General features: G+C 46.0%; 17 protein-coding genes, 1 pseudogene and 1 riboswitch. Of the genes and pseudogenes, 5 read left to right on the top strand and 13 right to left on the bottom strand.

Annotated features, from left to right (window positions below; translation table 11 throughout):
* Position 1 precedes the first annotated feature (1 nt).
* Positions 2 to 1906 (top strand): toxin-antitoxin system YwqK family antitoxin, encoded by a 1905-nt coding sequence (locus tag LRP50_RS07795; protein WP_274163902.1) that lies wholly within the window; start codon positions 2 to 4, stop codon positions 1904 to 1906.
* Between the two features lie 92 nt (positions 1907 to 1998).
* The gene (locus LRP50_RS07800; RefSeq protein ID WP_274163903.1) at positions 1999 to 3681 is read left to right on the top strand and encodes a toxin-antitoxin system YwqK family antitoxin; all 1683 of its coding nucleotides are present in this window, start codon (positions 1999 to 2001) and stop codon (positions 3679 to 3681) included.
* A 133-nt stretch (positions 3682 to 3814) separates the two neighbouring features.
* Here the strand turns inward: LRP50_RS07800 and LRP50_RS07805 are convergent, their stop codons facing one another.
* The 6 genes and pseudogenes from LRP50_RS07805 to LRP50_RS07830 form a co-directional block, all read right to left on the bottom strand.
* A complete protein-coding gene (locus LRP50_RS07805) occupies positions 3815 to 4855 on the bottom strand; it encodes a histone deacetylase family protein (protein WP_274163904.1) in 1041 nt (346 codons plus the stop codon).
* Positions 4855 to 5883: an ABC transporter substrate-binding protein gene (locus LRP50_RS07810; protein ID WP_274163905.1), complete on the bottom strand. Its 1029-nt coding sequence runs from the start codon at positions 5881 to 5883 to the stop codon at positions 4855 to 4857. Before LRP50_RS07810 ends, LRP50_RS07805 begins: the two co-directional genes overlap by 1 nt.
* A 374-nt stretch (positions 5884 to 6257) precedes the next feature.
* The gene (locus tag LRP50_RS07815) at positions 6258 to 8240 is read right to left on the bottom strand and encodes an alkyl/aryl-sulfatase (RefSeq protein ID WP_274163906.1); all 1983 of its coding nucleotides are present in this window, start codon (positions 8238 to 8240) and stop codon (positions 6258 to 6260) included.
* A gap of 105 nt (positions 8241 to 8345) precedes the next feature.
* Positions 8346 to 9254: pseudogene (locus LRP50_RS07820) on the bottom strand (LysR family transcriptional regulator).
* 133 nt (positions 9255 to 9387) lie between these two features.
* The gene (locus LRP50_RS07825; RefSeq protein ID WP_274163907.1) at positions 9388 to 9564 is read right to left on the bottom strand and encodes a DUF6435 family protein; all 177 of its coding nucleotides are present in this window, start codon (positions 9562 to 9564) and stop codon (positions 9388 to 9390) included.
* Between the two features lie 168 nt (positions 9565 to 9732).
* Positions 9733 to 10497 (bottom strand): nuclear transport factor 2 family protein, encoded by a 765-nt coding sequence (locus LRP50_RS07830; protein ID WP_274163908.1) that lies wholly within the window; start codon positions 10495 to 10497, stop codon positions 9733 to 9735.
* A gap of 360 nt (positions 10498 to 10857) precedes the next feature.
* On the opposite strand from LRP50_RS07830, the gene LRP50_RS07835 reads away from it, so the two are divergent.
* The 3 genes from LRP50_RS07835 (at position 10858) to LRP50_RS07845 (ending at position 14112) form a co-directional block, all read left to right on the top strand.
* The gene (locus LRP50_RS07835) at positions 10858 to 11718 is read left to right on the top strand and encodes a PA4780 family RIO1-like protein kinase (RefSeq protein WP_274163909.1); all 861 of its coding nucleotides are present in this window, start codon (positions 10858 to 10860) and stop codon (positions 11716 to 11718) included.
* A gap of 309 nt (positions 11719 to 12027) precedes the next feature.
* Complete coding sequence (locus LRP50_RS07840; protein WP_274163910.1) at positions 12028 to 13401, top strand: tetratricopeptide repeat protein; 1374 nt, start codon at positions 12028 to 12030, stop codon at positions 13399 to 13401.
* Positions 13402 to 13476: 75 nt separating this feature from the next.
* Entirely contained in the window at positions 13477 to 14112 is a 636-nt protein-coding gene (locus tag LRP50_RS07845) for a DsbA family oxidoreductase (RefSeq protein ID WP_274163911.1), read from the top strand.
* A gap of 95 nt (positions 14113 to 14207) precedes the next feature.
* On the opposite strand, the gene LRP50_RS07850 is transcribed toward LRP50_RS07845, so the two are convergent.
* The 7 genes from LRP50_RS07850 to purR form a co-directional block, all read right to left on the bottom strand.
* Positions 14208 to 14831, bottom strand: a complete 624-nt coding sequence (locus LRP50_RS07850) for a CDP-alcohol phosphatidyltransferase family protein (protein WP_274163912.1) — start codon at positions 14829 to 14831, stop codon at positions 14208 to 14210.
* A complete protein-coding gene (locus tag LRP50_RS07855) occupies positions 14824 to 15504 on the bottom strand; it encodes an ATP-binding cassette domain-containing protein (protein WP_274163913.1) in 681 nt (226 codons plus the stop codon). The genes LRP50_RS07850 and LRP50_RS07855 overlap by 8 nt, the downstream gene beginning before the upstream one ends.
* Positions 15467 to 17173, bottom strand: coding sequence for an ABC transporter permease (locus LRP50_RS07860; RefSeq protein WP_274163914.1), 1707 nt, complete (start codon positions 17171 to 17173; stop codon positions 15467 to 15469). Before LRP50_RS07860 ends, LRP50_RS07855 begins: the two co-directional genes overlap by 38 nt.
* A gap of 40 nt (positions 17174 to 17213) precedes the next feature.
* Complete coding sequence (locus tag LRP50_RS07865; RefSeq protein ID WP_274163915.1) at positions 17214 to 18353, bottom strand: ABC transporter substrate-binding protein; 1140 nt, start codon at positions 18351 to 18353, stop codon at positions 17214 to 17216.
* 25 nt (positions 18354 to 18378) lie between these two features.
* Positions 18379 to 20535 (bottom strand): dihydrolipoyl dehydrogenase, encoded by a 2157-nt coding sequence (gene lpdA / locus LRP50_RS07870; protein WP_274163916.1) that lies wholly within the window; start codon positions 20533 to 20535, stop codon positions 18379 to 18381.
* Positions 20536 to 21781: 1246 nt separating this feature from the next.
* Entirely contained in the window at positions 21782 to 22375 is a 594-nt protein-coding gene (locus LRP50_RS07875) for a TfoX/Sxy family DNA transformation protein (RefSeq protein WP_274163917.1), read from the bottom strand.
* Between the two features lie 123 nt (positions 22376 to 22498).
* Positions 22499 to 22595: riboswitch (cyclic di-GMP riboswitch) on the bottom strand.
* A gap of 302 nt (positions 22596 to 22897) precedes the next feature.
* On the bottom strand, positions 22898 to 23908 hold the full coding sequence (gene purR, locus LRP50_RS07880; RefSeq protein ID WP_274163918.1) for an HTH-type transcriptional repressor PurR: 1011 nt from the start codon (positions 23906 to 23908) through the stop codon (positions 22898 to 22900).
* Positions 23909 to 24350: the final 442 nt, after the last annotated feature.

Here is a 24350-nt window from a genome sequence, read left to right on the forward strand (position 1 = left end):
GATGCAATCAATACTGAAGCATATACTTCCTCTCGTTTCGTTGTTAAGTGTGTCGGTTGCTTGGGCTGCCCCAGTATGGCTTGATGACGATTGGAATATCGTAAAAACTGAATCTCAAGCCAGTTATTACCTCGCTGAACCTCTGGCTGAACGAGATGGCGTATGGCCTGTTAACGTCTACTTTCAGGGTGGAGAAATACTCAATTTTGAAGGGACGCTTAACAGCGCTGATATTTCTACGGGGAAATCCGTGGGAGCCTACAAAATTTATCGGGAAAACGGCAACTTGCTGACAACGGGTAGCCGCAACGAAAAAGGACAGTATGAAGGGTTAACGCGCTTATATAACGAAAACGGTGTGTTAATTGAAGAAGCTGATTTTCTCGCGGGGAAAAGGCACGGAATCAATCGAAGCTTCTATCTAGATGGTAGCGTTGAAGAAGAATATACAAACCGAAACGGTATCAAAGAGGGTGAGAACATCCATTACTTCGAAGATGGAACGGTGTCGCATCGCTTTCATTTTGTTAATGGGAAATCAGATGGCCTTCAATTGTATTACTACCCAAATGGTGCGATGAGTTACAGCGTCAACTACAAGATGGACAAAGTGCATGGTGAATACGCCAGTTACTATAAAAACGGGCAAGTTTCGCATCGCGTCAATTATGTTGATGATAAGACAGAGGGGCTGGGCTACTCCTACAACGAGAATGGCTTCTTGTACCTAGAAACCCCATACCAAAGAGGGAAGAAACATGGTGTTGTTCGCGGGTGGCACATCGAAGGTAAGTTGCGTTTTGAGGAAAGTTACCGTGATGGAAAACAACATGGCGCAGTGACTCACTATTACGAGTCCGGCAACTTAAAACGCACCAACAACCTTGTTAAAGGATTGCAGAGAGGCACTCAGCGAACGTATTTCGACCAAGTTGATGCGGTGCAAGAAGAGTCCATTATCAACAATAACGGCAACGTTAAGTCTAAAACGCGATTCAATAAGGATGGTGAATTGACCTACGAATATGTTGCCTCTTACCCCAACCAAAGAGAAATCAGCGATGAGAAGAAATATCGCGACGGTGTGCTGATTTCGCGTATTCAAACAAATGCTCAGAAGAAGTGGGAGCTCGAAGAGCGCTTCGACAACAATGGCCAGCTAACTCGTCGCTCGGAAGAGGTCAACGGTAAGCGAAACAAGGCTTTTATCCAATTGGATGTCTACACCAACAACATAGAAACGACTCATTACAAGCATGGGATCCGCCATGGCAAGCGCCTTGTTGTTTCGCCAAAGGGTGAACCAGTTGAAAGTGGCACTTACCATCAGGGTAAGAAAAGCGGTGCTTGGGTCATGCACTTCGATGGCACCGTACGCACGGAGAACTACAACCGCAAAGGCCAATTACATGGCGAACTGACCCAGGTGAACGCGAGTGGTCAGCAAACCACGTCGGAGCATTACCTCGATGGCAAACGTCATGGCTTGACCGAAAACTATAACAACCAAGGCATGTTGCTCGCTAAGGGGAATTATGTTGCCGGTGAAAGAGACGGCCAATGGCAACATCAAGAAGACTATGAGTACGATGTTGTGCTTTGGTCTGGAGAATATCAACAGGGCAATAAAGTCGGAAAGTGGTTTGCGCACTCAGAGGTAGGTTATGAGTTGGGGCGTCAGCAGTTTGATATTCAAGGTCGTAAGCAAGGAGCATTCTATTACTTTGGCGAAAGCGGCAATGTAAAACGCGTTGAGCGTTATGTCGATGATGAGCTGGATGGCGATGTCGACACTTATGGAACCGATGGCGATATTTACCAGACGCAAAGTTATGACATGGGTAAATATGTGCGGAGCAATGACGAAGACGACTCGTCGTCATTCCTGTTTAGTGACGACAAGTAACCATAGACATAGCACGTGCAATATCTTGGCACCCAAAAGGGTGCCATTTTCAATGTTAAACCCATTTAGTCAAAAGCATAAACGAGGGATTGATGCGCTTTTTTACTCTAATTTCACTCATGATTTTATCATTGAGCATGATTTCACCCGCTTTTGCAGAACGAGTATTACTTGATGCCAATTTAAAGGCAGTGACGGGTGATAAGAAAGCCACGTACTACATGACGGAGCCACTTACGGAGCAAGACAAAAAGTGGCCTGCGGTTGTCTATTTTGTTGAATACGACACTGTCTACTTTAACGGCGGGTTTAACGGCAAAGAGCCTGCGAAAGGGAACGTCGTTGGAGACTATGAGTACTATACGTGGAAAGGGGTGATTAAATCTAAGGGACACAAAAATAGTGAAGGCAAAGAACACGGATTGAAGCAGACATACTCTTCAGGCGATTTGAAAAAAGAACAACACTATGTGAACGGTGTTTTGAATGGGACGCAAAAGGTCTTTTATTCAAATGGTCATGTGTCTGAAAAATTTGAAATGCTGAATGGAAAACAAACGGGTGAAAGTATCAGCTATCAGTATGACGGTTCTGTCAGGTCTTTGACCACATGGCTGGATGGAGAGCAGCATGGGCCAATGTTTAATTACTACCCAAATGGCAATGTCAATTACGAGATGAACTTTCAACATGATCAGCGGCATGGAAAATACCGAGCGTACTATTTTGACGGTCAGCTAAAGAGTGAAGGTCAATCCGCATTTAGTCAGTATGAAGGTGTGTTTAATCGGTACGACAAAGCCGGGAACAAAATTCAACAGCAAAACTACAAGAACAATGTAGAGCATGGCGTGACGTTGAGCTGGTATGCCGATGGCCAACTGTCTTCTGAGCAACACTTTGTTGCTGGCGAACTGCACGGCGTTTCAACTGAGTATGACGAAGTCGGAAATACCACGAAAATCTATCATTATATGGATGGAAAGAAAGTGGGTGAGCAGCGTGTATTTCATCAGCAGAGTGATGTTGTTGAGACCCTTTATGAATACAATGCTGACAGTCGTTTGATCGCGAAAAAAGAATTCAATCAACAAGGCGAGAAAACCTTCGATCTTTCTGTGAGTTTTAATGAAAACGGCGAACGTATCAGTGATGAATATCGATATCGAAAGGGTGTTGTCACGGCAAGGCTTCAGGAAGATGAAAGTAAGGCTTGGAAGCTGACTGAGTTTTTTGACGAAGGCGAGCTAACTCATCGCACAGAGAGCATTGATGGCAAATACCACAACCTGTATTTCACTCAACTTGTGGATCATAAAGCAAGGAAGCAGCACTATAAACATGGTGTTAAGCATGGCAAGTTTTCGGTGACACAGTTTGGTGAAATCATTGAACAGGGCGAGTATTTTGAGGGTGAAAAATACGGTTATTGGGAGCATGACTGGGATGGTAAGCGCGTCTTTAACTATAACAAGAAGGGCGAATACCATGGTGAAGTTAAAAAATACTACCGTTTGGGTGGGTTAGACCGATTGGACACCTATGACAACGGTATTCAGCATGGCCTGTCAGAATCATACAGGGATGACGGCACACTTTGGTCAAAAGGCCACTTCGTGGACGGCAAGGAAGAGGGGGAATGGCAAACCATTATTCCTGAAAAAAGTAAAACCGCGATGTGGACGGGTGTTTATCGTGCAGGGGAAAAAGTAGGCAAGTGGACCGGACAATATCCTGATGGCAGTGACGCTGGTCACCTGCTTTTTGATAATTAGGTGGAGTTTGATATTTAGGTGCAGTTTAATGATTGATACCTCGTCGAATCTCAACGCCTTTGACGCAAAGCAAAGCTAGATTCGCATAAAGCCTCACACTTTCGTGAGGCTTTTTAGTTTGAGTTATCTGCAGTTAGTAGGTGGATTTAAACCCGTTTAACACAGCAACCGTATTATGGCCTAGATCGTCAACGGCGTATCCGCCTTCAAACACAAACAGGGTTGGTAAACCAAGCTCGCCCAGCATCTCACCGATGTTCAGGTAGTCTTCAAGCTTTAGCTTGAAGTGGCTGATTGGATCGTGCTCATACGTGTCCATGCCCAATGAAATCACGAGAGACTCCGCGCCAAAGCGGCGAATTCGCTCGATAGCGGTTTCAAGCGCAGGGCGATACAAAGACCAATCGGTTTTACCTTGTGGCAATGGCAGGTTGAGGTTGAAGCCTTCACCTTTGCCTTCGCCGTGTTCATCATTAAAGCCTAAGTAGTGCGGGTAATCGTAATCTGGGTCACCATGAATCGATACGAAAAGCACATCGTCACGGTCGTAGAAAATGCTCTGGGTGCCGTTACCGTGGTGATAGTCGATATCAAGAATCGCAACTTTCACGTGCCCTTGTCGGCGTAAGCCTTCTGCGGCAATGGCGGCATTGTTGATGTAGCAGTAACCGCCCATCAGATCTGGCGCGGCATGGTGGCCGGGTGGACGACACAATGCGAATGCGGCTTTCTCGCCACTTATCAGAGCTTCAACACCTGTCAGGGCGCAATCTACCGCCGATGAAATGGCTTCAAAACTGGTTTTGGTGATGGCTGCGGTCATGTCAAAGCTGTAATAGCCCAGTTTACCTTCAATGTCTTTCGGCACGCGGTTGCGAAGGTGGCGAGCAGGAACAAAGCAGTAAGGCGAGGCATCACGCTCTGAGCCGTAGGTTGCTTCCCACTCGTTCCATGCGTTTTGAAGAAACTCGACGTAATCTGGCGTGTGAACCCACAGCATAGGGTCGATGCCAAACGTTTTTGGCTCGATAACGTCGTAGCCACCATTGCTGTTTATGGCGTTGAGTACCATGTCGGCACGCTCTGGCTTTTCAAAGCACGCGGTGGGTTCACCACCAAGGAATTCGTATTTTACTTGGTGAAGCTTTTGCTTCTCGCTGTAAATGACCTTCATTATCTTTTTAGCTCCAGCCAGTACTGATTGTAGATAGACACGGCATCACCAATGTCTGACAGGAATTGACCTTTGTCTTTAACCTCTTTAGGAGGGAAGATCACGTCACTGTTTCTCAGCTCGTCAGGCAGATGGTTAAGTGCGCCAAGGTTTGGAACTGCATAGCCAATCTCTTTCACTAACACCGCTTGGTTTTCCGGTTTCATCAGGAAGTTGATGAAGGCGTAAGCCGCGTCTTTGTTTTCAGCATGTTTTGGAATGACGATGTTATCCATCCAGAAAATGGTGCCTTCTTCTGGGTAAACATAGTGGATGGAAGGATTTTCAACCGTTGCGCGGTATGCTGTACCGTTCCACTGCATGCCAACATTCACTTCACCCATGATGAGCGGCGTGTGCGGCGCATCTGAGTTAAACAAGGTGACGTTTGGCTTCAGCGCTTTTAGTTTGTCATACGCTTGGCGAATTTCATTTTCATCGCGGCTGTTTACGCTGTGACCATTCATGATCAGTGCCATACCGAACACATCGCGTACATCATCAGTCAAAATCAACTGACCTGCGAATTCATCTTTCCAAAGGTCAGCCCAACGCTTAACGTCTTTTCCATCTACCATATCTGCGTTATAACCCAAGCCAGTGCTGCCCCACATGTACGGGAGAGAGTAGCGGTTTTCTGCGTCAAACGGTTGGTTAAGGATAGATGCATCAAGATTGGTAAAAGCAGCGATTTTGCTTTTGTCTAATTCGTGCAGCAGGTTTTCTTGTGCCAGCAAAGAAACGTAATACGTGGAAGGCACTACTAAGTCATAGCCTTTTGCATTGAGTAATTTCAACTTGGCGTACATGGTTTCATTACTCTCAAACGTAGAGTAATTGACCTTGATGTTGGTTTCTTTGGTGAACTGTTCGATCAGTTGTTGTGGAAGATATTCTGACCAGTTGTAGATGTTCAAGAATTGTTCAGCATGCACAGAGGCAGAGAAAAGCAGGCTAGAGGTCGCTGCGATAACAAAGGTTTTTTTCATTTATGTCGTGTTTTCCGAAAGCATAATATCAGTAAAGCTCGCTGAATCCTGCACCTTCAGGATGGTTGGGTGTTCAGGTTGCTTGGGTATATTGATAAAGCGCGATATTGCGCGCGCGAATTACATAGGAAATCGAAGTCAGTCGCAATAATTCCCTCGAATTTTTCGATATTTAAGCGCGTTCAATTGATCTCACCCCACTTTTGTCTTGGTGTCATTACGCCAAGGAATAATAAGCCATACATCGTGTTGAGATAGCGCGTAGTTCTTATCGATAAAGGGGAGGGGAAGCGGAAAAAAAACCTCCCCTAGATGAGGAGGTTTTGCTGAATAAGGCGTTAGTAAAGCCTGTTTTCTTGATTAGCGTGTAGTGATTACTTTTTCGGTTCGATGATGTTGAACCAGAAATCAAAGCTGTCCATCATGCCTGCGATATCGGTTAGGGCTTTACCGTTACCCTCGACATTTGCTTTACCCGCTTTCACTAACTCAGAGATACTGGTAGTGCCCATCAGGACTTTGTTAAGCTCTGAACGGTTTATGGTGAGCGTCATGTCTGGGTTTTCAGATTGCACACCTTCGAGGTTGTTCAAGTGCGCGTTTTCTAGCTCTACCAAGAAGGTTTCATTCACGTCAGGCAGTACAAAGTTGATGGTGTAATCCACGTTGGCCGCTTTCATGCCGTTCAAACGCACGCCGAGGTAATCCAAGAACAGCTCGGTATCCATAGCGACCACCATGTCAGCACTCGCAGTTTTGGTTGCGTCACCTTTCGGCGTGCCGTTACGAAGCTCAAATGCGCCCATTAGGTAGGTGTTTCGCTCTCCCGCAGATTCACTTTGGTAGCCCAATTGCTCTAAACAATCAGCTTGCAGGAAACGTGCTTTCTTATTGGTTGGCTCTGCGAATACAGCCTTATCGACAATCTCGGCACACCAACGGTAATCGCCGCTGTTAAAGGCTTTTTGCCCTACACTGATGACATTTTCGATACCACCCATAGCTTCAACATACTTTGGTGCAGCATCGGCTGGCGATAGAGGGCGCAACGTTGCTGGGTTCATGTCAAAGTAACCCAAGTATTTGTTGATCACTGCTTTCGCGTTGCGGTGGTAACTGCCGTGATAGCCACGGTTGTACCATTCATTCGCAAGTACGTCTGGCACATAGAACTCATCTTGAATTTCGTTGATGGTAACGCCGTGGTTTGCCATGCGAAGCGCTTGGTCATGAATGTAGCCATACATGTCACGTTGTTTACGAAGGAAGTGATTGATCTCTTCTTCGCCCCAGCGTGGCCAACTGTGCGATGCGAACATCACGTCAGATTTGTCGCCGTACATATGAATGGATTCATTGATGTACTTGCTCCATGCTTTGGCATCACGCACTTCTGCGCCGCGTAGCGTATAGACATTGTGCAGACCGCCTACGGTATTTTCCGCCATCCACAGCGCATCGAATTGCGGGAAGTAGGTGTTCATTTCAGCTGGAGACTCGGTACCCGGTGTATTTTGGAACTCCATGGTGATGCCGTCGATAGTTTTGGTTTCGACTTCTTCGACAATCACTGTAGTTGGTGCGATCAGGCTGATTTCACCCTGCGCTACACCTTTGCCGATGGCTGCATCCACTTGGCCTGTTGCCGCTTTTTCCAAAGCGTTACCGTATTGGTAGGTCACGCGGCGAGACATTGCATTGCCTGCTAGCACGTTTTCCGCGACAGCGTGATGCAAGAAACCGCGAGGCGCGATAATAGCGACTTCACCGCTGTCAGCTTGTTCTTGTGTCACGATACCTTTTACGCCGCCAAAGTGATCAGCGTGCGCGTGGCTGTATACCACGGCTTTTACTGGGCGTTCGCCAAGTTCTTTGTTCACGAAATCCAGCGCGGCTTTTGCGGTCGCTGGCACGGTGAGTGGATCGAAGACGATCCAACCAGTATCACCTTGAACAAAGGTAATGTTTGCAAGGTCATAGCCGCGGACTTGGTAAATGCGGTCGGTGACTTTGTATAAACCGTGGTGCATGTTTAGTTGTGCTTGGCGTTGGAGGCTTGGGTGAATGCTGTCGTAGTCTTTACCTTCAAGCAGGAACTCATAGTTACCGAGCTCCCATACGACTTTTCCGTTGGCATCTTTAATTTCTAGATTTTCTTGCTGCGCGATAAATCCTTTTTCGACTAACTCAAAATCCTTCTTGTCTGAGAAAGGAAGAGTGGCACGTTGCTCTGTGGCGAAGGCTTGTGTGGTTGCCGTCGGCGCTTTGGTGTTTGGTGTGAACGTGTGGGCAACGGCAGGAATACTAACAGCTGCAACTAACAATGCGATTAACGTCGGTTTGAATGTTGTTTTCATTGTGATCTCGCTTTCTTCACTAATAGAACAGGAAACGAGATTCACTATAAGGAAACAGGCGTGTGGGAACGATTCGTGCTTCAATAATCTATTGTTAAGCCTCGCTTAATAGTTGGTAAGGATTTCTTCAATCTGTTGGCGAAGCCAAGTGATGCCTTCGTCATGTTGTTTAGCTTGGTGCTAACACACAAATGTTGGGACGGGACGGATTTCGAACGGCAGAGTTTGTACGCTCAGCCCTAGTTTTTCTGCCCATAGATCGGCTAGACGTTTTGGCGTAAAACACAGTAAATCGGTCATCGCTGCTGTTGCCATTAAGTTGAGCATGGAATCGCTTTGATAATGCACTTTACGTGCTGGCAATGGCTTATCAATTAGGTTAGAAAACATAAAGCTACCAAAGCGACGGCTGGTAAGTGCAGTGTGTTTTTCAGCAAAAAACTGTTGGAGCGTGATTTTCCCTTTTAGCCTAGGGTGGTCTTTTGCATAGGTGACGACAAGCACTTCCTCCGACACTTTCTCGGTAATAATCGAAGGGTGACTGATTGGTAAAGAAGAGAGGAATAAATCAACATCTCTTTCACTGAGAACCTGACTTGGTGTGAAGTGATTGTCTTCGTAAGGCGTCAGATTTACGGTGATACCTGGCGCTATCTCATTGAGTCTTCGTAATAACTGTGGAAGCACTGCAAGATCAAAGTAAGCGTGACCGCCTAACATAAATTCTCTTGTGCTGGTTGCTGGGTCAAATGATGTGTTTGCCTCTAGGCCAAATCGAATGGCACTCAATCCTTCTGCAATATGTTTGTGCATATTGATCGCCAATTGTGTCGGTTGAATACCGCGCCCTTGGCGAATGAATAGTGGCTCTCCAATGTGCTCGCGCAATCGGGATAAATTCTGGCTGACAGCGGCGGATGTCATGTTGAGTTTGTCGGCAGCTTTGGCAACCGAGCCCAGAGTCATGACTGAGTCAAAAACAGTAAGAAGGTTTAAATCGCAATCTCTAAGCATGACGTTCTATTAAGCAGTGGTTAATATTCGAGAGCTTAACATGACGGAGATAACTGGACGACACAAAGAAAAGCCATTGATCGAATCAATGGCTTTTAGGATGAATATGGGCTGAAAAGGTGAATTGAAAACGTTATTTGGCGTTGCTTTCGATGCGTTCTATTTCTCGCCAAAGATCTTCAGCCTCTGCGTGGATAAAGGAATAAGCACTGATGTCACCATTGCGTTGCGCTTGCATCGCACGCTCTAGCTTATCGTTGTATTGCTCACGCAGTTTCTTGGTTGGGTCTCTCTTAAATAGTGAAAACATACCACACCTCTCTACATACTAGATGTACTATCACTACGCAAAGTATTGCATAAATGATCAACGTTGTCGTTATGGTAGCTTGTTAAATGCGACGAACTCATGACGCATGGGTGACAACTTCAAGACATACTCCACAGCCTGTCTGCAAGGTCAAGAGAGGGTGGATGTTTAGAATTTACCATTGTCGTTGTTCCACTCTTTACGGGGCGGGACGGTTTCTACGGTGTCCCAATGCTCTACAATTTTGCCATTTTCTAGCCTGAACAGATCGTAGAAAGCGGTGTGTTCCCCTGCACGAAAACCTTCGCAAACGGATAACACGAAATTGCCTTCGGCAAGGGTACGGTGATGGGTTTCATAATGAAGGGTGGAAGGATTGTCCGCTGTGCCTAATGCTGCTTTCAGCAACTGCACATCGTCACTTAATTCTGGGCTGTGTTCGCGGTAATTGGTTGCGTCTATATAGTCTGTGAGCGCTTCAATGTTTTTGTTGATCAAAACGTTGTCGACAAAGTGACTGATGGTTTGTCTGTTTGCTTCTGTCTGAGGCAAGTCGGTAACGTCAGTAACGCCATCGATCATTGAGTGGCCTGAAGCATTTGGGGGTTGTCGAAGTTGGAGGTTGTCCCAATGTTCAACGGTTTTGTTTCCTTCAAAACGAAAAACTTCGAAGCAAATCTTCTCGCTGCTGAAATCGTATTCGGTATGGGCAAAAATGTAATCGCCGTCTGAGAAAATGCGAATGATTTCCACATGGGGATTGGTCAAAGCAAGGCGAGCAAACAATTCGGCCAAACCTATGCCGCCTTCTTTTGTTAGTGGATTATGTTGAACATATTGAGATTCGTCCACGACAGCGACGGCTTCAGCATCGCCATTTTCGATACCTTTTTTTAAAAGGTCATGAATCCATTGCTTGCGTTCTTTACTCATTGCTTCGATTCCCTTCACTAACGTGCACCTATTAACTTTTGTAAGCGCTGTTCTGACAGCGGGCAGAAGAACGTGTGAAATAGTGTAGCCGAAAGCGTTTTGGACAATTGTCTGTCTTTTGCTCTGTATTTAGTAAAAAGTGCACATTGGTCATAGAAGCTGATGTTTTGATGCCATATTGTTGAGTAGTGATGGTTGCGCTTGTTATTAATGCAGCGAATCAGTTTTTGCACTGTTAAACTGCCTATCTGTGTACTGCAGCGTATGTTTCTTTACTTATGCCGCGATGACAATTATTGTGCCGGAAAATGTATTGTCGCTAATACAAAATCACTAGGTTTAATCACGTACGAAGGTGTAATGAAAATACCGACAAGGTTACTGCCATTGGTCGAAGATGGCATGGTTGATGAAGTGATTTCTCAGCTAATGAGTGGCAAAGAAGCTGACGTTTTTGTTGTTTCGAGCAATGGAAACATTTGCTGCGCCAAAGTGTATAAAGAGATCGACCAGCGCAGCTTTAAAAAGGCCGCTGCTTATCGAGAAGGACGTAAAGTCCGTGACAGTCGCCGAGAGCGTGCGATGTCGAAAGGTTCGAAGTTCGGACGAGAAGAAGCAGAGAAAGTGTGGCAGAACGCAGAAGTTGATGCTTTGTATGCGCTGTCAGCTGCGGGTGTTCGTGTACCTACACCATACGGTTGCGTTGATGGCGTGCTATTGATGGAACTCGTCACTGATGACCAAGGCAGTGTTGCGCCACGCTTAAACGATGTGACGCTAACGAAAGAGCAAGCATTGAGAGATCATGCCACGGTGATCAAAGATGTGGTTCGCATGCTTTGCGTGGGTATCATTCACGGCGACTTGTCAGAATTTAATGTTCTGGTTGATCACCTCGGCCCTGTTATTATCGATTTGCCACAAGCAGTGGATGCATCGGCAAATAATAACGCGAAGTGGATGCTTGAGCGTGACGTGAACAACATGACCAGCTATTACGGCCAATACGCGCCAGAGTTGATTGGTACGCAATACGCCAAAGAAATGTGGGCGCTTTACGAAGCGGGTGACCTTACACCAAACACAGAACTGACAGGTGTATTTGTCGACGATGGCAGTGACGCTGATGTTGATGGACTCATGGCGGAAATTAATGCTGTGATGGAAGAAGCGCGTTTACGGAAAGAGCGTCGTTTGCAGGCGGAATCTGGCGAAGAATAGTCTTCCCGCATTCTATCACTTTGCTGAACACATACCTTTTGAAGCCAGTCTTATGACTGGCTTTTCGCGTTCAGAGCTTTGTTCAGAACCCTTGCGATCCTAATGTGGGGGTTGTGAGCGCGTATCGCTTTACAGGTTTCGTTATTTCTTCCCCCCGATAAACAATTTCTTTCTTACCCGCCAATTTATGCTGCGTTGATTGCGCCCTAACTGCTGCTTATGCTCAACGAACGTTAAGTCAGTGGCTAAAGCGTCTTTATAAAACAAGATTGAAATGCACAGGACGCACGAGATAAGGAGATAAATACCATGCAAAAAGACAGTCGAGGTCTTTTATATTCAGGAACCGATCAAGAAGGTATTGCGATATATGAAGAAGCATTGGCATGGAATTTCGATTATCGACCCAATGGATTGGCAAAGGTCGATGCATTGTTAGCGTCGTATCCAAACTTTTTGATGGCATGGGTGTTAAAGGGGTACAGCATCGCCAGTGAAGGGCGCTTTGGGGCACTGAGCAGTATTCCGCTGACGTTTATTGAAAATCGTACTATCAGCATTGCCTCTACGCCAAGGGAGAGGAAGCATGTGTTGGCGCTGGCGGCTTATGCACAAGGCGATATTAAAAAATCAGTGGAAATTTGGGCTGATATTTTGAATGAATGGCCACTGGATTTACTCGCATTTCGCCAATCAACGGGGAATTTGTTTTGGATGGGTGAGCGCCAACGCTTGGTGGACACCGCCGCGAAAATTGCGCCTCATTGGACTGAAAATACCCCTGGATATGGATACTTCATTGGTGCTTTCAGCTTCGCGCTCGAAGAGGTGGGGGAATATTCGCTCGCTGAGAAATATGCGCGTCGCGCTGTTGAAATAAACCCATCTGATATGTGGGCAGTACACTCGATGGCACATGTGCTGGAAATGAATGCGAGAACCGATGAAGGCATCGCCTGGATTGAGGCGAGACAAAATGACTTACCAACACACAACGCATTTGTCGGTCATATCTGGTGGCATCTCGGATTGTTTTATTTAGAGCAAGGCCACGTCAATAAAGTGCTGTCTTTGTTTGACGAATATATCTACCCAGAAGCGTCATCGTTTTATCTCAGTGTACAAAACGGCGCCTCCTTGCTTAAACGCCTTGAGTTCGTGGGCGTTGATGTTGGCAATCGATGGGATCGTCTTTATCAAGGGGTTAAAGATTCCGTTGGTGATTACCTCTATCTTTTCACTGAACTGCATACCGCGATGATACTGAATCGATCGGGCAATGCCTTTCAACTGTCACAACTTCATGCTTCGCTGTCAGATTGGAGCAAAACCAGATACACCAATGAAACGTCGATTGCTCAAGAGTTAATTTCAGGTATATCGGCTTATGAGGCTAAGGAGTACGACATCGCAGCAAAGATAATGCACCCTCAGCGTTACAGCCTTTCTGTTCTTGGGGGAAGCCATGCGCAACAAGACATTCTTATCCAGTATCTCATCAATGCACAGCACAAAAACAGTAACGTGAATGCGGTGACAGGGTTGATGAAAGAGCGGGTATCTCGTCGTACGCAATGGGACCAAAAGCCAGAGCGTTTTATGAAAATGTGGCAGCAAATTGATGCGATGAAAGACGGTATGTCAGACGATATTTTCCGTCAACTATTGAGAAAAGTTCAGTGAAGAATGGGTAAACCGAAGCCATCGGATAGGTAAACCACTTCGAAGTAAGTACGCAATGAAAAGGACAAATTGAACATGACGGTAACTATCAACTTTTATAGCGACTTGCTTTGTTTTTGGGGTTGGGTCGGCCAACAACATAACGATCAAGTGATGCCACTTTGTGATGACAATGTGGAATGGAAACACCATTGTTTAGATTTATACGGAAACGTGCCGGAGCGCATGCGCGCGTTAGGAGAGGGTGACAAAGGCTACATGAAATACGCTGAAATCACTGAGCGATTGATGGCACGTTTTGATGGTTTAGATGTTCACCCTGACCTTTGGCGAAAAGTGCGCCCAACCAGTTCACTGATGCCACACCAAGCCGTTAAAGCGGTAGCGTATGTTGCGGGGGAGAAAGAGGCGCATGACGTTGAACGTGCTCTGCGTGAAGCTTTTTTTTGCGATGCCCGAGACATTAGCCATTTTGGTGTGATGAAAGATGTGCTTTCTGACCTGCATTTGGCGGTGCCAGACGTAATGGAATGTCTGCAAAGTGGGTATGCATTGGCCACTGTTTATGGCGACATCAAGCGTGCTGAAACGGATAAAGTACCGGGCAGCCCAGCGTGGATATTTGACGAAGGGCGCTATCGCTTCTTTGGTCAAGTGGATGTCGAGTCGCTGGCATTTGCCATTAATAGAGTTGTAGCAAAGCAGTCATAGCGTTGTGTTGTTCGTACTGAGCATCAAAACAAATAGTGCGGGTGCGAACCACTATCAAATGTTCTGTCTGGTTCTTTTTGAAGCGTGTTGCTTGACTATTTGTCGCTGTTTTCTACTTTCAATGTTTGATATCCCGCCCAAACCCGAGTTGCTGTTGTCACCCAACACAATGCGCCAAAGGTCCAAGCGATTTCTGCAAAGTAGCCGGGGAATAAACAGAACAGCACGAAACAGCCTATGGTTTCTGTTCCTTCGGTTAACCCACCGATGTAATAAAGCGACTTGCTTTTATAAACGGGGTTTTCAATGTTGCGCTTGCTTGCCATCACCGCAAATGCCAGGAAGCTAGAACCCGTTCCCATGAATGAAAATACCAAGAAGGTCGCAGCCACAGCATTTTGTTCAGGGTTAGCCAATGCAAAAGCAAATGGAACCATGGCATAGAACAAGAAATCGAGGGTGATATCGAGAAATCCGCCCGCATCGGTGATCCCTTGTCGCCGAGCCAATGCACCGTCAAGCCCATCAAATATACGATTCAACGCGATAAATAATAACCCAAGCCAATAGTGCTCCATAGCGATAGCAGGCAACGCGAGCAAACCAATAAGAAAACCGACCACAGTGACCTGATTGGCTGAACAACCGATTTTATCTGGCAGTTTTGCCGCTTGTTTAAGCGGCCATCGAATGATGGGAATTGCGTAACGATCAAGCATGTTTTTGCTCCGATTGACGCTCGTCGGTGGATAACTCATTTGATGCTATCGGCCAGTTAAGCAATATGCTTTCAGGTGGTACGTCATCTTCATCGTGGGTCACCATGACGGCGGCGATATTCCGGTTTCTGATTTGCTGAAATACAAAGGCTCGAAAGGACTTTCGAAGCGGCTTGTCGAGCTTACTAAATGGCTCATCAAGCAAAATAACGTTAGGGTGCGAAAGTAGGGTACGCATGAGGCTTATTCGTGCCCGCTGCCCACCTGAAATTTGGTCCGGCGCTTTGTAGGCAATATCGGCCAACTCAATGTCTTCTAATGTTGCTAATGAACGTGCCTTTTTTTCTGGCGCGGACATTGTGGAGGGCAAACCAAAAGCTAGGTTTTGCCAAACACTGAGGTGAGGAAAAAGCAGATCGTCTTGAAACAAGATACCGACTGCCCGTTTTTCAGCAGGCAAAGTCAGCACACTTTTATGACTGACTTGAATGTCTCCTTCGCATTCGAATTCTGGTGACAAATGTCCTGCAATCGCACTCAACAAGGTTGATTTTCCGCATCCGCTTGGCCCCATGACCGAGAGAATATTGCCATTCTCAACCTCGAAGGACATATTGGTCAACAAGGTCGCTTGTTTAGACTTTATAGTCAGGTTTTGTACGGACAAACTCATTCATTATTTCTCTTTTTGGGGCGCGTTTTGCAATACGTCTACGTGGGTCGGCAAAGCGGCTTGCTGCCAATGCAAAGCAAAAGAATACGAGTGGTAAGAAGGCTTGTATCAAGCCATAAACCGCACTGATGCGACGGTCTTGCCCGCTTGCAAGGCTAACTGCTTCTGTGGTTAAAGTGGTAATGCGGCCGGCGCCCAATAGTTGTGTGGGCAAATATTGAGAAAAACTCACACTAAGGCCTACCGCCCACGCAAGCAAAATCGCAGGTAGCACGATCGGTAACTTTACCGACCACCACGCTTTTGTTGCACTCTGGCCTAAGCTTCGTGCTGTTTGGGTCAGGCGCTGATCGAAAGAACGCCAAGGGCCATCTAACGCTAAATACACATATGGAAAGGCAAACAGAATATGCGCCCAAATGGTGGCAGGGACATGCCATTGACCGGGTAACATATAAATGGCGATTTGTATGCCAAACAGGATTGAAAGCTGCGGGATCAGCATAGGAATTGCGATCACGAGTTGTGGCAATGATTTGTGGTATCTGTCTCGATGCTCTAAGCAGCCAATGGAAAAAATCAGCGCGACAGTGGCGGAGACCAACCCCAATATCAAACTGTTGGCGGCCAGTTCTAGAAGGTTTGAAGACTCTTGCTCCCAGAAACGCATACTAAGACGTGATGGCCAAATGTCGGGAAAACGCCAACGCAGGGCGAAAGACCAAACCAGTAAAACAGGGATCATGAGAAATGGCACAATGGCGATCAATTTGAACCAGTGCTTTCCCGGTAGGTTGAATGCTTTGCTGCCGCTGAACTGCCAATTCTGCCAACGACAAATCAGCACATATTCGAACAAGCGATACACTGACAAAACACCGAAACATAATATGAATAGGGTAATCGCACCGGCGGCAGCACGAGGAAGTTCAAGTAAGTCAGGGTCGTTGAACCATTGCCAGACCAGTACAGCAAATGTGGATGGAGTGGAAGGACCGAGGATCATGGCGACGTCTACCACTGATAAGCCGTAAGCGAGTACCGCATAAATAGGGAAGCGCATTTTGGGCAGCCATTGCGGTAACACGACTTTTAGCCATGCCGCACTGCGGTTATATCCCAAACTTTGTGAAGCAGCCAATAAGCGGTCGACTTGCATTTGACGCAACACCGATAGGCTCATTAGTAACAGAAACGGGGTTTCTTTGATTGCCAACGCAATAATTAGCCCGAAGCCATTGCTGTCTTGAACTAATGACCATGTATAGGGCGTTGATTCTTGCGTAAATAAAGCAAAGAAACGAAACAGCCAACCAGATGGCGCGAATGTTAGGGCGAACCCAATAGCAAACGCCACGTGAGGCATGGCAAGTAGCGGCGAAAGCCATTTTTCAATGCGATTCCAACCACGCGTCCCCCAACAACGCTGAAGAATTAAAAATGTGATTGTTACTGCCAGCAATGTGGCGGTGACACCAGAAACAACCGACAGTTGAAGTGCATTAAGGCTACCAGGCCATGCCAGCATGGCGCGCCAACCATCAAGGTTTGGTTCGGTTAATCCTAGAACGGGAAGGTAGCTGGTGGCAGAAAGTAACACACCACCAAGCCCAGGAATTAAGGGTAAACAACATACTGTCAGCGTCATAACGTACAGCAGACGTAACATGCTTACCCCTTAACTAATGGTGATGTATAGCACATTACCATTATTGGCCGTAGCGCTCGAGCCATGCTTTTTCTAACGCAACTTGCCAGCTCGGATGTGGTTCAGGTTGCGATTTAAACAGGGGTTTACTGCCAACACTCGACAGTGTCACCACGGCGGGATCTCCCCATACATCGCTGTTTGCCTTGCGGGCTTGTGCTTCTTCACTCATGAGGAAGTTAATCGCGACTAATGCTCCTTCTTTGGCGTTGGCATTCCAAGGCACACCCATGTAGTGAATGTTTGAAAGCGCACCTTTATCAAACGCAAAGGTCTTTGCTGAAGGCGCGAGTGTGCCGTTTTTAACCGCAGTTTCCGCCGCGTTTGGATTAAATGTAATGGCGAGTAGTAGCTCACTGTCGTCTAACAGTTGCATGGTTTCTGCACTACCGGCAGGGAATTGTTTACCATTGCGCCAAGCGACGGGGTGGAGCTCATCTAAGTAAGCCCAGAGTGGCGCAGTGATCTCACCAAAACGTGCTTCATCAACAGGGACGTAAAGTGGATCACTGTCTGTTGCGAGTTCAAGCAGAGCCGCTTTCAAAAAACTGGTGCCATGAAATTGCGGTGGTTTTGGATAGGCGATTTTACCCGGATTCGCTTTCGCCAAACTCAGCATTTCTACAAAGGATCTCGGTGGATTTGCTAGGGTCTTTTCATCATGAATAAAGACAAGTTGGCCGACACCCCAAGGCGCTTCTAAGCCATTCGTTGGCTCAGTAAAGTCAGCGGTGACTGGAAGTGACTTATCGACAATTGACCAGTTTGGTAGCTGTTCGGCAAACGGGCCAAATAGCAGTCCATTGGATTTCATCGATTTAAAGTTTTCACCATTGATCCATACCATATCCACACTGCCGCCTTCGATTTTACCAGCGGCTTTCTCCGCAACCAAGCGGTTAACGGTTTCTGCAATGTCTGACACCTTCACATGCTCAAGCGTGACGCCGTAACGTTCGTTAAGTGTGTCACCAGCCCAGCGTAAGTAAGCATTGATTTCTTGGCTGCCCCCCCATGCGTTGAAGTAAACCGTTTGTCCATTGGCATCTTTTTCAATCTGTTCCCAGTTTGAGAGGTCAGCTGCGATGCTGACAGAACTAACACTGAGTGCACATGCAGCGGCGATTGATAAGTAATTCATGGTTAATTGTCTTCCTTAATGTCAATTAAGCGCGATTGTTTTTTGGCGCGTTACGCATCCAAGCGTGGAATTTCTCGACCCATGCCAGTAATCCTTGTGGCGCGTTGTTTTGTTTCCAAACGCCTGCAGTGTACTTTGTGGCTTCACTCATGGTGGGGTAAGGGTGAACCGTACCAAGAATTTTGTTCAGACCCAGCCCATGGCGCATGGCGAGTGTGAATTCTGCGAGTAAGTCGCCAGCATGCGAACCGACAATGGTGGCGCCTAGTATTTTGTCTTTGCCTTTTGGTGTGATGACTTTGATAAAACCGTGGTCTTCGCCGTCAGCAATCGCGCGATCTAGGTCGTCTATACCGTAGTGTGCCACTTCATATTCGATGCCTTGTGCGATGGCTTCTTTTTCATTGATGCCTACACGTGCAACTTCTGGTGCGGTGTAAGTTGCCGCAGGCATCACAGAATAATCAGCTTTGAACTTCTTGAAGTCGCCAAACAAGGCATTTACAGCGGCATACCATGCTTGGTGGCCTGCAGCGTGTGTTAACTGGAACGGGCCAGCTACATCGCCAACAGCAAAGATATTTGGATAATTGGTTTGCAGATAGTCGTTCACTTTTACTGTGCCGCGATCTGTTAACTCAACACCGATGTCTTCAAGGCCAAAGCCTTTGGTGTTGGCAACGCGCCCTAGCGCGAGCATGACATGGTCAAATTCCACCACGATTTCTTCGCCACTCTTATCAAGATAAGCGCGTTGAATGTCGCCGTCTTTTTCAAAGCGAGTGGCTTTGTGACCAAGCAAGATATTAACGCCATCTTCCGTTAAGCCTTTAACAACCAACGCTGCGGCATCGGCATCTTCACGGATCAACAGTTGGTCAGCCATTTCGACCAAGGTAACATCGGAGCCTAGACGAGAGAAACTTTGTGCCAGTTCAGCGCCAATAGGGCCACCACCTAATACCAGCAGTTTCTTGGGTAACTCTTCCAGTTCCCATACGTTGTCTGAAGTGAGGTAGCTAACGTCAGCGAGTCCAGGAATGCCCGGAACTAATGGCCGCGCTCCAGTGGCAATTACGATGTTTTTGGTTGTAAGCCGCTCCCCATTCACTTCGACTTCCCAAGGCGAAAGGATTTTCGCTTCTCCTTGAATACACTCCACACCAAGCTTTGTGTAACGGTCGACTGAATCATGGGGCTCAATATCCGCAATCACTTGATGAACGCGGCCCATAACCTCTTTGAAGTTCACGCTAGGCTCGCCAACAGTGACGCCGAACTCACTGGCACGTTTGATTTCGTGCACTGAGTGTCCCGCGCGAATCAACGCTTTAGATGGCACGCAGCCCGTGTTTAGACAGTCTCCGCCCATTTTGTGTTTTTCAATCAGCGTGACTTTCGCCTTCACTGCTGCGCCAATGTAAGTCGTTACCAATCCGCCAGCACCGGCACCGATAGCGATGAGGTTACGATCGTAAGTCACGGGTTTTTGCCATTTCGCGTAAACACGGCGCTTTTGAATGAAGTTCATAATAACCTTTGCAATAACGGGGAACAGACCAAGTAGCACAAGTGAAAGCAGTACGCCGGGAGACACAATGCCGCTTAGTGAATCAATTTGGGCGAGTTGCGTACCAGCATTGATGTATACCGCTGTGCCCGGAAGCATGCCGATTTGGCTGACAACATAGAAGGTCAATGTGCGGATAGGGGTTAGACCCATCAGCAGATTAATAAGGAAGAATGGGAAGACGGGAATCAAACGAAGTGTCAGTAGATAGAAAGGACCATCATTTTCGACGCCTTCGTTAATGGTTGTAAGTTTGTTGCCAAATTTGTTTTGAACAGAATCTTTCAGCAAGAAACGGCTGACGAGGAAAGCCAGTGTGGCACCGATGGAGCTTGCAAAAGAAACCAGAAGCAATGCCCACCAAAAGCCAAAAAGTGCAGCCCCAAGCAAAGTCGCAATGGCTGCGCCTGGCAATGAGAGGGCGGTCATGGCGATGTATACCAAGAAGTAGACAACGCTGGCAGTTAAGAAGTTTTGTGAAATGCTGTCTTTGAGAGACTCATGCTGTGCTTTTGCATTTTCAAGTGTAAAAAGCGCCCCTAAATCAAAGGCAAACCACGCAATAAATATGGCTGCGATGATAAAGATAATGCCTAACTTCTGTTTATTCATCTGTATTCCTTTATGAGTCACTTACTGCAAATCAGTGTTCCGAATCTCGGGCACCATCGCCAAATGACTTAAGCAATTTGAAAGTGCTTGTTCAGTGAGAACATGCTCACTGCCCATCCTTAGCTTAAGTGTATAACGTCATTGTTATTGAATGGCTTATCTCAATGAATTATTGCGTTTATTTGCCAAGACTGTGACCACAATAGGCCCAATCAAAATTCGAAATATGCAGCAAGTTGTGTTTTGGGTTTCAGTGCTTTTGCTAAGAAATAAAGACCTGCAAATTTGGGATTTCATTACACTCTTCATCAATTTTTTCGAATCTAGTACGAGAGTTGTCGAGGTTTGGATTTGAGATTTCATTTAATTTATTGATTTATAGTGGTTATATTGCGAATTGCGTATTGGAATGATAGCGGTGCTCAGAGCGAAAAACGGGAACGAGCAGAAATGGTCACCGAGAGAAAGTGATAAAAGAGGTGGTTATAAGCAGTATTTCGAATATTGAATGGCTAACAATGACAAAGGAACCACGGCAAGTGTTGTAGCACCAACGATGTGATAGTTACGGTGCCAGTATCTTTGTGCAAAGCTATTGAGCCTCAAGCCCCAGAGGATGACAACAGCATTAATGCTAATAAAGACGATCACTAATACTGAAAGAAATGACGGCGCAAACATTCCGTCGACAAGCGCTGCGTAAAATGAGATCGGCAATAAGAAGCAGAAAAACACTGCCCACTTAAAACGTCGAGGCCACTTACGAAAATGGTCTCTAAAGATCCTGTCAATTTGGTCTGGATAGGGTCTGCTGTAATGCATCTTATTGTTGCCATTCATCTATCTACTCTTTTGGCTTAGTTCAAAATTCCAACCAAAGATAGTCAACTAGATGCATTTAGCATAATAAACGTGACGAATGTCGCATAAATGGGATTATTGGTTTTTTGGCAGCCTTAAAATGAGATTTGTGATAATTGCTTATTTATAGATAAAAAGCTCGTTAGAAGCATGGCCTATAAGCAATGGAACATGATGTTCTTTTCGATTAACTGAAAGAATTGAACGTAATATTGGGGTAGATGATTGGTTGTTTGTGAAGATACGGTATGAAATGCGCTTAGTGCGGTGTGAGAGGCGAATTCGAGAGAGTGGTGAAACTGAAAGACTGGGCGAAGATAGATTCGCCCAGTCGATCCCTTGATTGTTCACTTTAGGGTACCGACAGGGCGAAATAATGAAATTTTTACTGTCTTAGTGTTTCTAACAGTTCATCGCGTCTCTGAGGAGAGACGACAGACCAGTGTTTACCTTCAATTGCGCCTTCTAGCGCCCAAAGAAGTTCTAGACTTAGCGTATCGCTATGTGACTTTTGTAGAGCTTGATAAGCCCTTACGGCACCTTCAGTTTGCAATTGCTCAACAGAATCGATTCCTGCTTTTTTCAGCATACGTTCTGTCGCAAGTCTTAGGTTTGGCAAATCTTTGATACGCGTTGGCGCCGCAGTCTTCTTTTCTTGTTGATCATCTTTGGCGATGGCATACGCAATATTCGCATAATTCATCAGAACCTCTGATTGATCCCACAACGTTTCTGGTATGGCATAGTATTTTGTTGTGACAGGGAAGCCACGTTTCTTGTAGACGTAGGGCGTCATCGAAAGTTTAATGAAATCGGCTTCATTCGCTTGACCAGCGCGAAGATGAAGTTGGTCGTTGACGACCAAGGCGAACATTGTCTCGTCGCAAAAGACACCAAACCCGCCAAACATAGAACGCGATTTGATTTTGCCCAGACATTCGAAGAATTTTAACGTGTTTTTTAGTGTTGGTTTATCCATGTGACTTATTCTCAATCATTACGTTCCGTTCCTGGATGAGCGGTCAAGGAGCAACGTAGCAAAGCTAATTCAGAGAATTGTCAATGTACCGAAAAGTAATTTCGGTGTATGAATGCTAACGTCATCGGTAACTCCGCTACCACCAACACAAAATTTTTGTGTGCTGTGAGGCCGGAAGCTTTGCGTCCCACGCTTTCGCTGTGGTTTGCCTTTTTCTTGACGACTATTAGCTTAACTGAATCGCATCATATTGTCGTTATTGCTAGTCTCAAAAAATGTGATCTTGCTTCAGATAGAGTCTTATTGATATGAATGAAAATATCAGGTTCTCTTTGTAATTGAAGCCATTTTAACCAAAGCGGTCATTTTTTAATTGAGTTAAAGATTAGCACTAGAAAACTAGACAAACTATGCTTATTGAGCTGGATCTCAATAATGAGAAGATTTTGTTAAATTTTCTTGTCACATAAAAAAATAGCCCGCCAAAAATGGCGGGCTATTGATGAACTTTGTGTGTTAAAACTATTCGGCGTTTAGATTTTTCACTGAATTACGAATAATCAGTTCAGGCTGCATAACGAAAATCTGTTGCTTGTTTTCTTTGTTCGCTAAACGTTCCAACAATAATTTGATTGCCGTTTTACCCAAGCGGTTTTTGGGCTGATGGATCGTCGTTAGTGGTGGCGAGAAAAATGCAGCCAAATCGATATTGTCGTAGCCAATGATCGAGATGTCGTTTGGTACGTCTAGACCCGCTTGGCGGAATGTACTGATTGCTGCCAATGCCATAATGTCGTTAAAGCAAAATAGTGCCGTTGGACGCTCATCAAGTGCTAACAATTTGTTTGCTGCTTCTACCGCTGTGTCGCATTCGAAATCTGCATCTACAATCCAATCTGGATTTTCTTGTAGTCCAGCTTCTGCCAGCGCTTTGCGGAAACCGGCAAGTCGTGTTTGGCAGGTTAGCTTATCCAATTGGCCTGACATACAACCAATTTTCGTATGGCCGTTATCAATAAAGTATTTCGTCGCAATATACCCACCGAGTTCTGCATTGTCTTGAATGCAGTCAGTGTTGACGTGCTGCGTTCCCCAATCCATCACGACCATTGGCAAATCTTGCTTTCTCTCAAGAAGGGCAAGCAGTTCCTCATTGAGGTCTGAACACATTACCAGCAAACCATCGACACGCTTTTCTGCCAACATGCGTAAATAGTCGCGCTGCTTGGCGAGGTTGCCTTCTGTGTTACATAGGATCAGTGTATAGCCCTCTTTGTAACAGTACTCTTCTACGCCATGAACAACTTCCGCAAAGAATGGGTTTGTTGATTTGGTAACAAGCATGCCAATGGTGCGTGTTGAGTTGCATTTCAAACTACGCGCAACAGCACTGGGTGCGTAATTTAGGTCATCCACCGCAGCCCAAACTTTTTTGGTCGTATTCTCTGCGACAAAACGTGTTTTGTTGATCACGTGAGAAACCGTTGTGGTTGATACTCCGGCCATGCGTGCGACGTCTTTAATCGTTGCCATTTGGTATTCTTCTTATCATTTTCATCGGCAGCATGAGAAATGCTGGCTGCCTTACATGTTTACGCCGCTAACGAGGAGCGGCGTACTGGGTTCGACGAAACAGGTTTCCATTTTCTCGACCGTTTCGTATCAATGTGTGAAAGCACGTTTTTGAAGTGCATACATGCTTTCTTTATCTTGCATCGTAATAGGTAGTGCTAGAACACATGTCGGTTGTTTGCCGTTGATTAAAAGAATCAGCTTAAATCGTGACTCTTTATTCTGATGAACGTTCATTAGCACTGACGATGTGAACATTATGCTGGTTCAAGCATGTTCTCTTATGATTCGTCTTACACGGAAAGCGGCGAATCGTTCGAAACGAGTTGGAGTGACCTTGCCACCTAAAGCTACTAAAGATCGGCTCAAAATGTCACATTGAGCACGCCAAAAACCATTCCAT

This window comes from Enterovibrio gelatinilyticus (assembly GCF_028683095.1).
GTDB lineage: Bacteria > Pseudomonadota > Gammaproteobacteria > Enterobacterales > Vibrionaceae > Enterovibrio > Enterovibrio gelatinilyticus.

Excerpts from the sequence above, each read along its gene's own strand:
- LRP50_RS07795 (WP_274163902.1), top strand. The coding sequence starts at position 2 with ATGCAATCAATACTGAAGCATATACTTCCTCTCGTTTCGTTGTTAAGT.
- LRP50_RS07800 (WP_274163903.1), top strand. The coding sequence starts at position 1,999 with ATGCGCTTTTTTACTCTAATTTCACTCATGATTTTATCATTGAGCATG.
- LRP50_RS07805 (WP_274163904.1), bottom strand. The coding sequence starts at position 4,855 with ATGAAGGTCATTTACAGCGAGAAGCAAAAGCTTCACCAAGTAAAATAC.
- LRP50_RS07810 (WP_274163905.1), bottom strand. The coding sequence starts at position 5,883 with ATGAAAAAAACCTTTGTTATCGCAGCGACCTCTAGCCTGCTTTTCTCT.
- LRP50_RS07815 (WP_274163906.1), bottom strand. The coding sequence starts at position 8,240 with ATGAAAACAACATTCAAACCGACGTTAATCGCATTGTTAGTTGCAGCT.
- LRP50_RS07825 (WP_274163907.1), bottom strand. The coding sequence starts at position 9,564 with ATGTTTTCACTATTTAAGAGAGACCCAACCAAGAAACTGCGTGAGCAA.
- LRP50_RS07830 (WP_274163908.1), bottom strand. The coding sequence starts at position 10,497 with ATGAGTAAAGAACGCAAGCAATGGATTCATGACCTTTTAAAAAAAGGT.
- LRP50_RS07835 (WP_274163909.1), top strand. The coding sequence starts at position 10,858 with ATGAAAATACCGACAAGGTTACTGCCATTGGTCGAAGATGGCATGGTT.
- LRP50_RS07840 (WP_274163910.1), top strand. The coding sequence starts at position 12,028 with ATGCAAAAAGACAGTCGAGGTCTTTTATATTCAGGAACCGATCAAGAA.
- LRP50_RS07845 (WP_274163911.1), top strand. The coding sequence starts at position 13,477 with ATGACGGTAACTATCAACTTTTATAGCGACTTGCTTTGTTTTTGGGGT.
- LRP50_RS07850 (WP_274163912.1), bottom strand. The coding sequence starts at position 14,831 with ATGCTTGATCGTTACGCAATTCCCATCATTCGATGGCCGCTTAAACAA.
- LRP50_RS07855 (WP_274163913.1), bottom strand. The coding sequence starts at position 15,504 with ATGAGTTTGTCCGTACAAAACCTGACTATAAAGTCTAAACAAGCGACC.
- LRP50_RS07860 (WP_274163914.1), bottom strand. The coding sequence starts at position 17,173 with ATGTTACGTCTGCTGTACGTTATGACGCTGACAGTATGTTGTTTACCC.
- LRP50_RS07865 (WP_274163915.1), bottom strand. The coding sequence starts at position 18,353 with ATGAATTACTTATCAATCGCCGCTGCATGTGCACTCAGTGTTAGTTCT.
- lpdA (WP_274163916.1), bottom strand. The coding sequence starts at position 20,535 with ATGAATAAACAGAAGTTAGGCATTATCTTTATCATCGCAGCCATATTT.
- LRP50_RS07875 (WP_274163917.1), bottom strand. The coding sequence starts at position 22,375 with ATGGATAAACCAACACTAAAAAACACGTTAAAATTCTTCGAATGTCTG.
- purR (WP_274163918.1), bottom strand. The coding sequence starts at position 23,908 with ATGGCAACGATTAAAGACGTCGCACGCATGGCCGGAGTATCAACCACA.